Source organism: Parabacteroides caeci (assembly GCF_023656795.1).
GTDB classification, from domain to species: Bacteria; Bacteroidota; Bacteroidia; order Bacteroidales; family Tannerellaceae; genus Parabacteroides; species Parabacteroides segnis.
Map to the genome: position 1 here is coordinate 1 of NZ_JAMOKT010000122.1, position 7,458 is coordinate 7,458.

Annotated in this window: 10 protein-coding genes and 1 pseudogene; 7 read left to right on the plus strand and 4 right to left on the minus strand. The window is 41.1% G+C overall.

The window, feature by feature from the left end:
* The coding region (locus tag NBH15_RS28695) for a virulence RhuM family protein (RefSeq protein ID WP_250824170.1) at positions 1-790 on the minus strand (790 nt) is incomplete at its 3' end.
* A gap of 3 nt (positions 791-793) precedes the next feature.
* Entirely contained in the window at positions 794-1,123 is a 330-nt protein-coding gene (locus tag NBH15_RS28700; RefSeq protein WP_004327465.1) for a hypothetical protein, read from the minus strand.
* 287 nt (positions 1,124-1,410) lie between these two features.
* Between NBH15_RS28700 and NBH15_RS28705 the strand changes: the two genes are divergently transcribed.
* The 7 genes and pseudogenes from NBH15_RS28705 to NBH15_RS28735 all read left to right on the plus strand — a co-directional run bounded on the left by NBH15_RS28705 (position 1,411) and on the right by NBH15_RS28735 (position 6,177).
* Positions 1,411-2,169 carry a ParA family protein gene (locus tag NBH15_RS28705; protein WP_250824171.1) on the plus strand — a complete coding sequence of 253 codons (759 nt, stop codon included), beginning with the start codon at positions 1,411-1,413 and terminating at the stop codon, positions 2,167-2,169.
* 4 nt (positions 2,170-2,173) lie between these two features.
* Entirely contained in the window at positions 2,174-2,431 is a 258-nt protein-coding gene (locus tag NBH15_RS28710) for a hypothetical protein (RefSeq protein ID WP_117956227.1), read from the plus strand.
* A gap of 103 nt (positions 2,432-2,534) precedes the next feature.
* Positions 2,535-3,038, plus strand: coding sequence for a hypothetical protein (locus NBH15_RS28715; RefSeq protein ID WP_178421685.1), 504 nt, complete (start codon positions 2,535-2,537; stop codon positions 3,036-3,038).
* Positions 3,039-3,094: 56 nt separating this feature from the next.
* Positions 3,095-3,628: a hypothetical protein gene (locus tag NBH15_RS28720; protein ID WP_178421684.1), complete on the plus strand. Its 534-nt coding sequence runs from the start codon at positions 3,095-3,097 to the stop codon at positions 3,626-3,628.
* Positions 3,629-4,796: 1,168 nt separating this feature from the next.
* Positions 4,797-4,996: pseudogene (locus NBH15_RS28725) on the plus strand (winged helix-turn-helix domain-containing protein).
* Positions 4,997-5,118: 122 nt separating this feature from the next.
* A complete protein-coding gene (locus NBH15_RS28730; protein ID WP_113748959.1) occupies positions 5,119-5,355 on the plus strand; it encodes a winged helix-turn-helix domain-containing protein in 237 nt (78 codons plus the stop codon).
* Between the two features lie 390 nt (positions 5,356-5,745).
* Positions 5,746-6,177 (plus strand): hypothetical protein, encoded by a 432-nt coding sequence (locus tag NBH15_RS28735; protein WP_224205128.1) that lies wholly within the window; start codon positions 5,746-5,748, stop codon positions 6,175-6,177.
* Positions 6,178-6,259: 82 nt separating this feature from the next.
* Here NBH15_RS28735 and NBH15_RS28740 read toward each other — a convergent pair whose 3' ends face one another.
* Complete coding sequence (locus NBH15_RS28740; protein ID WP_005783170.1) at positions 6,260-6,565, minus strand: hypothetical protein; 306 nt, start codon at positions 6,563-6,565, stop codon at positions 6,260-6,262.
* A gap of 492 nt (positions 6,566-7,057) precedes the next feature.
* A partial coding sequence (locus tag NBH15_RS28745) for a DUF4425 family protein (protein WP_250824172.1) occupies positions 7,058-7,458 on the minus strand: 401 nt, incomplete at its 5' end.

Here is a 7,458-nt window from a genome sequence, read left to right on the forward strand (position 1 = left end):
TTGAGAAAGCGAACATCTTTTTCCCCAGATCCTTTAACGAGGCTCCGATATGGTACACGTCCGTTTCATCAACGATCAGGAAACGGTCGTGACTGTCCCGGTACGTCCTGATGTCGATAGGTGGGTACTGGCTGTTATGCCTGTCAAGATCAAGTTGGAGTTGCTGCGTGATACGCTGTGTGTAAATGGTGGCCGAGACACCGACGCTGCGTTTACTCAACATGAGCAAGACCGTTTCGTCCACATAGTTGTCGATAAGCACGATCGAACGCCTGGCCGACTTTACCAGATCGGTGGCGAACTTGTACGCATCGAAAATCTGGCCGTTATAAAAAATGCCTTCGACCGGGGGCAAGGCAGTACGCACGAAAAAATCTATCTTCTCGGTATGTTGAGCGACAGTCCTTTCAAGTTCTGACAAACGTTTATTAATGGAATACCCCTTTAAAAGATAATCCTTTAATACACTATTCGCCCATTTCCTAAAAAGGGTTGCGTTCTTGCTATTAACCCGATATCCTATTGACAGAATCGCATCAAGATTATAATATTTAGTAGTATATCTCTGTTTGCCGTCATTACCCATATGTTCCAAAATGGAACATGTGCTATCTATATCAAGTTCGCCGCTTTTGTAAATGTTGTTCAAATGTTTGGTAATAGCTGGCCTTTTAGTCCCGAACAAGTCGGCTATTTGTTCTTGTGTCAGCCAAACGGTTTCATCTTCCAACCTCACTTCCAACTTGACCGCTTCATCCGGCTGGTATAATATGATTTCTCCCTGTTCCATTGCTTACTTACCTTTTCTTAATTCATCAAGCCTCTGCATCGCACCGCTGAACTTCTCACCAAACATCATATCATCGGGCAAAACAAACCAGGTGGGAATACCTCTCGACTGTGGATTACCTATACATTCATCTTGCCCGTTCTGTTTGCGGTAATCGTCCCATTCACTATAAGCGATGTTCCAACGAATACCTAATTTATAGGTATTTTCCCATTTAATAATAGCCAGTGAATAGGCCGGATCATCTTTGCCGTCATAAATCACTTCTACAACTTCAACCACCCCTTTAGGGGAATTTATAAACTTCGGATTTTTATACGAATAAGTGCTCATGTCTTTTATTTTTTATTTATAGCACACAAAGATACTCAAAAACAAATATATACATATATACATACGTATGATTAACGTATAAAAACATTTATGGTTATTCTAATCTTTGATTAATTCCGGCACAAAAACAAAACGTACCGAAAGGTGGAAACCGGATTTATTTCGGTACGCTTCCCCGATCGGCACAAAAAACACGCAAGAAACAAAAAATACTACTTTTAGTATTTTAGTATATTAGTATTTTGACTATATTTGCGGACATGACAATCATTTAAAAAACTGAATTTATGAGCAAAGCAAAAGTAATCTCCGTATTGAATCACAAGGGGGGAGTAGGAAAGACCACTACCACGATCAACCTGGGCGGTGCGTTACGTCAAAAAGGGTACAAGATTCTTTTGATCGACCTTGACGGGCAGGCCAACCTGACCGAATCGCTGGGCTTCTCTGCGGAGCTTCCCCAAACGATCTACGGTGCGATGAAAGGCGAATACGACCTGCCGATCTACGAGCATAAGGACGGCCTTAGCGTCGTTCCCTCCTGCCTGGATCTCTCGGCCGTTGAAACGGAGTTAATCAACGAGGCCGGACGGGAGCTTATCTTAGCCCACCTTATCAAAGGCCAAAAGGAGAAATTCGATTATATCCTGATCGACTGTCCCCCCTCGCTGTCGCTGCTCACGCTTAACGCACTGACGGCCTCGGATCGGTTGATTATCCCGGTTCAGGCTCAATTCCTGGCAATGCGTGGAATGGCTAAACTCATGCAGGTAGTCCACAAGGTACAGCAACGTTTGAACTCGGATCTTTCGATCGCCGGGGTTCTGATAACCCAGTACGACGGAAGAAAGAACCTGAACAAGAGCGTTTCGGAGCTGGTACAGGAAACATTCCAGGGCAAAGTGTTCAGCACCCATGTACGCAACGCCATTGCGCTGGCCGAAGCCCCGACACAAGGGCAGGATATTTTTCACTATGCCCCCAAATCTGCCGGGGCAGAGGACTACGAGGGTGTATGTAACGAACTGCTAACAGAAATAAAGTAACCATATGGCAAAGAAGAACGATTTAAAAAACAGTATGTCGGCCGGGCTGACCGGGGGCTTAGACAGCCTGATCCAATCCACGGCCGGGCAAAAAGAGGCTCAAAAGCCGAAGAAGGCGAAAACCGTGCATTGTAATTTTGTCATGGACGAAACCTATCACCAGAATTTAAAGCTGATTGCGATCCGCAAAGGTGATTCGCTAAAATCGGTATTGCAAGAGGCCATATCTGATTATCTGGATAAGAACAAAGCCCTATTATAATAGTAGGGCTTCATGTACTGTGCCGGGTACATGATGAACAAAGCACTTTCGGAAAAATACACGTGAATAATTGATTTAGAATAACCTATTAAAAATTAGCAACATGGAAAAAAAACTATTTATATTGCTATTCAGTGTTTTTATTTTAGCAATCGGCTGTACAAATAAGAACAAGCATATTAGTGATACTAATAAAAGCGCCACAGAAATAAGCATAGTATCTCCAAAAAGTGATAGTATAGAAAGTTACGAAAGAAAAAAAATGTGGGAAGAAGCAAATCAATATAGAAATTCTATAACAGACACAACATTTCTTAAAACAAAAGGAGAAATGTCCGATGCTGCTATAGATGCGTTCAACCCCAATTACGCATTTAATCAAGTAGTATATTTGAAGGCTTTAGAGAGAGCAAAAAAACACCTGTCATTCCAGAACAACCAATTGGTTTTTCCCATAAAAAACGGAAGCGAAATATATATATCAGAAGATTTGTATAAGTTCATTTCTGAAACTTTCGATTTATGGAATGAACAATTAAAATCCGGTAATTTTGAATTAAAAAAAGATGAAAAAGGAGTTTACGACCTATACCCAAAAACAAAATGACGAGCAAAAGACAATAGGGAAGATTAAAATTAATACGGATTTATAAAATATCAATTATGAAAAAAATAGCGAAAATAGAAAGAGCTTTGGTTCTGATTGTAGTATTGTTATGCACGCCTATCGCATATGCACAAAAAGAGGGTTCATCCTCTATGGTTGCTCCTGCTGATAGCACAAAGGAAATAAGCCTAACTCAAAGAATTGATTCTCTTGAACACGAGTTATCATATATAAAATTATCGTATGAATTATATACACTTAATAACGATTTAGCTGTATTCAAGAACAATATAGGCATTACAACCAACGAAATGCAAATAAATATATATGAACGAAATTTTGATTACAAATTATACAAAGCATACAAAGATAATTATGAAGCAAACAAAGAAAAACTGTTGTCATTTCAAGAATTAATTGAAACCAAGAAAACTTATTTTTGGCTTAAAATTACCATATATCCTTATTCCGAAAATGAGAAGAAATTGTTATTGACAAGTTATATGACAATTGATAATGGATATTCTGCATTAGAATCTTCATTAAAACTCATGAAAGTATGTCTTGATATGTACAAAGAATCTTTATAGGGGTATTTCCTTATTGGTATCATATGGAGCATAATAGTTATACACATGAACCAAAACCAAACTATACAGGAGTGAAAGAAAAACGTAGAGATTTGTAATACCTAAGAAGAAACATTAAAATCTCCTGCGTGGTTTTCGCTGGGGGCTTCTGACCTTTGCACATACAAGAAGCAAAAAGAAAGCGATATCGGAGCGTTACACCGTAAAAACAACCTGCCAGTTATTACAAAATGATATTGTGCACCCGGCTGATCGGTACGGTTCTCCCACCATACGGACAACATTAAGGTACTGCAAAAGTATCTTTTCATCTGCAAACGAGGATGTTCTAAAAGAACTTGGTATTTCATAAACACTGAATTTTAAGATAATAAGGCAAAAAAATAAAAGGTTCATAAACCCTTTTAGCCAACAATTTGTTATCTTTGTGCGGTCGTAAACCGACCGTGTTTTTACATATTGAAGAAAAAAGCGTTTAGCTGATTTCAGTGCAGAACAAAAGTCGAAAATTTAACACGCACTACGAAAACAGTATAGATGCCCTTCCGCATATGCGGGAGCGGTGTTTCCTGTTTGTGCGTGTAGGGCTTCGACTCCCTGTTCTGCGGATAGGCAAATGCCCTTCCGCTTTTTTTATGTTTATTGGCTTGGTGTAGGGCACAAGCGAAATCCTTATGACAATGGAAAAGACACAGCGAAAACAGTCCCTAAACTGCTTGTCAAACACTCCTAAGCTGTTTGACCTAAACGAACTACTAAGCTCGCTCAAGATCACGCCCGGACAAATGGGAAACATGAAAGGGTTGATATACATCGAAGGGCTGACGGAAAAACAAGTACGCCAAAAATTAAGCCATTCAAAAATCATCAGAACAAATAGATTCGGGGTTAATTCCTGCCTGTATTATATCCTCTTTGAGGATGTAAAGGGGAGATATTTGTGCCTGTTTAATAGAGACAAGGAATGTTTCAGAGCGTTGTTCTTCAACTATATATTACTAAATTAATACCCTCTAAAATAGTCATTCCATTTTGAGGATGAAAAAAGCTTGATATACAAATTGTTAATTTTCACTAATAGGGGGGGGGTAAATTTAAATTTGTATTTCTACACGTTTTGAATAATAGAATATATACATATTTTTGATACATAAATATAAATTTTATCATGGAAAAAACAAATATAGGATTTAAAGCCGGGATCATCTTAGAAAAATTAGGCGAAACGGACTTATAACCATTGCCGAGCTTGCGAGAAGGCTAAATTTTGCGGCTGATGAAACCGCACTCGCCGCCGGGTGGCTCGCACGTGAGAATAAGATATACATCGAACGGCGAAACGGTTTGCTGTATATCAGGAAAGAGTGATACAACGTATCAAAAGGATAAACGATAAACGCTGGAATGTTTGCAGTGCGTAACACTATTGATGTAAAAGTGCTTTTCATTATCCATTTGAAACCATTTATAAACTTATAAAAAATACAGGTATGGATAAGCACATCATCAGAGAGAACGCAGGGAAACTCTGGCGCTTATTAAGCACAGACGTACACCGGAAATGGAATTTGCAGGAAGTAAAGGAATTGACAGGGTTCAATGATCTGGAAGTCGCCTGTGCGATAGGCTGGCTCGCTCGTGAGGACAAGATTCAATTCGAGCTTGAACACCACGACACTAAGGATAAGAACGCATTACTATACCTTATGTTGAACGTCTATTTCTAAACACCTCCCTTTGAATTGTAAAAGCCTCCGGCGGGGTTTTTGCCGGGGGGGCTTCTTGCATTTGCATATATAACCTCAAAGGCAAGTCAAATCGGACGGGGTGGCGGTCGGACGGCTGAAAAGTCGAAAACGTAACACAGGCGTGTTACTACTTGTCTTTGACAAGGCATTTTTTAGGGGTGCTGGCATACAATCCGAAAGGGGCGGGAACGGCTGTTCCCGTTTGTTCTCCCTGCAACCTACAGGATATTAACCTTAAATCATTAAGTGATAAACACTATATTTAATAAACCCTTTTAGCCAACAAATTGTTATCTTTATGCGGTCGTAAACAAAAAAATTGTTATCTTTATGCGGTCGTAAACAAAAAATAAGCTTATGAAAACTGCTATGGAAAAAAAAGAAATCGGCTTAATGAGACAGATCGGTTATCTCTCTTTTGTCGTTGTTTTGTTGTATGGGCTTACGCTATTTGCGGTTTCTTGTGACAATGATGAAGATCCTCCTCTTCCTCCCGCAGTGGAAAAAGTAGTGCTGGCATTTGGTGTGGATCAGGGTGAAGGTCAGCTTTCGGCTAAACCGGAGTTGGAAAATACGGCTGCGGAAAAGATAGGAGAATTGATCTCTCCGGCTGAAATAGCGAAAGGCACAACGGTGCATTTTCGTGCTACCCATTCCAAATCATGGACAATCATGTATTGGAAAGTCAATGGCGTCATTATTCGTTCTGTGGAGCCGGAGCAGACTTTCGTCATCGATGAGCATAAGGAGGTTCGGGTTGCTTTCAAGCCTTACAAGTCACCGGAACCGGAGGGGCTGTAAAACAAACTGTGTCAGCAAAGCAATAAAATATTAATTTTGCTGACACAGTTTAATTGAATTCTCTTTTTGCTGTTCATTTGCTTTATTTCAGGACTTCGCCCTTCTCGTTGAAGAACACTTCGCTGTCCGTGCCTTCTGCATCGGTAAATGTCACCTTGTAGGTCTTTGTGCCTTCCTCGCTTTCCTCAACTGCGGCTTCCTTGATTGTCAGGTCTGCGAAATCCTTCTTGATCGTGTCCTGAACCGCCTGCGGCAGATCCTTTACCTCGATTGGCTTATAATCGTTCACCATTACCACAATCTCAACATCCGATACCATGTTGCCGGCGAATGCCACTGAACTACCCAATCCCATAACAAGTGCTACTGCAAATAATACCTTTTTCATAATCCAATCTATTTAAATATTTAACATATGGTTTCTGAAAGACAAAGAACAAACATTGTGCCAAACAAATAAACAAGTCATATATACCTGATAATCAAAAGCATACAAAAAACACATATATTTATTGAAGAACTGTTATCTGTGTATCATTTCCACATTTTGTGGAAATGATACACAGACTTTCTATAATTGCCTCCGGCGGGGTTTTCGCCGGGGGGCTTCTTGCATTTGCACATACAATAAGCAAAAAGAAAGCAATATCGGAGCGTTACACCATAAAAACAGCTAGCCGGTTATTACAAAATGATATTGCGTGTCCGGCTGATCGGGGCGGGTCTCCCACCATGCGGACAAATCCCGGTAACAAAATGACAAAGCGGACACCCAAAATTGCGTTAGGGATTGCAGGGTAAAGCCCGACCGTCCCACGGGAACGCCCAAAAGAAAAAGAATCCCCCGAACATTCATCCGGGGGACATTCAGGCCGTCACGTCAATTATAATACAGATTCAGATCATCCGTACTTATCTCCTTCCCGTCCCGGAAAACAAGGCTCTTTTTCTCGATCTCCTTTCCGTTTTTGTAAACGGTCACTACCCACTGCATCGGCTCGTTCACAACGCCGTCCTCTCCGTCCACGACACCACCGGAAACGGCAAACTCGATCGCCTTTCCCGTCGTACTTAACGTCACCTTTTCGACGGCCAGTTCTTCATCGCTTAGAATCACCGGGCTTGCGAGGCTTTCCCCCGTCGCCCCGTCTTTCAACTGCGTACCGTTGGCGACTACCACGACCGACTTAATGAAGCTGCGGAAATCTCCCGACTGCTCGATCGTTACCTCATACATCGCCCCTTTTCCTCCCGGTTCGTCGTCGTCCTTGCTGCAACCGA

Excerpts from the sequence above, each read along its gene's own strand:
- NBH15_RS28720 (WP_178421684.1), top strand. The coding sequence starts at position 3,095 with ATGAAAAAAATAGCGAAAATAGAAAGAGCTTTGGTTCTGATTGTAGTA.
- NBH15_RS28710 (WP_117956227.1), top strand. The coding sequence starts at position 2,174 with ATGGCAAAGAAGAACGATTTAAAAAACAGTATGTCGGCCGGGCTGACC.
- NBH15_RS28735 (WP_224205128.1), top strand. The coding sequence starts at position 5,746 with ATGGAAAAAAAAGAAATCGGCTTAATGAGACAGATCGGTTATCTCTCT.
- NBH15_RS28715 (WP_178421685.1), top strand. The coding sequence starts at position 2,535 with ATGGAAAAAAAACTATTTATATTGCTATTCAGTGTTTTTATTTTAGCA.
- NBH15_RS28730 (WP_113748959.1), top strand. The coding sequence starts at position 5,119 with ATGGATAAGCACATCATCAGAGAGAACGCAGGGAAACTCTGGCGCTTA.
- NBH15_RS28705 (WP_250824171.1), top strand. The coding sequence starts at position 1,411 with ATGAGCAAAGCAAAAGTAATCTCCGTATTGAATCACAAGGGGGGAGTA.
- NBH15_RS28700 (WP_004327465.1), bottom strand. The coding sequence starts at position 1,123 with ATGAGCACTTATTCGTATAAAAATCCGAAGTTTATAAATTCCCCTAAA.
- NBH15_RS28740 (WP_005783170.1), bottom strand. The coding sequence starts at position 6,565 with ATGAAAAAGGTATTATTTGCAGTAGCACTTGTTATGGGATTGGGTAGT.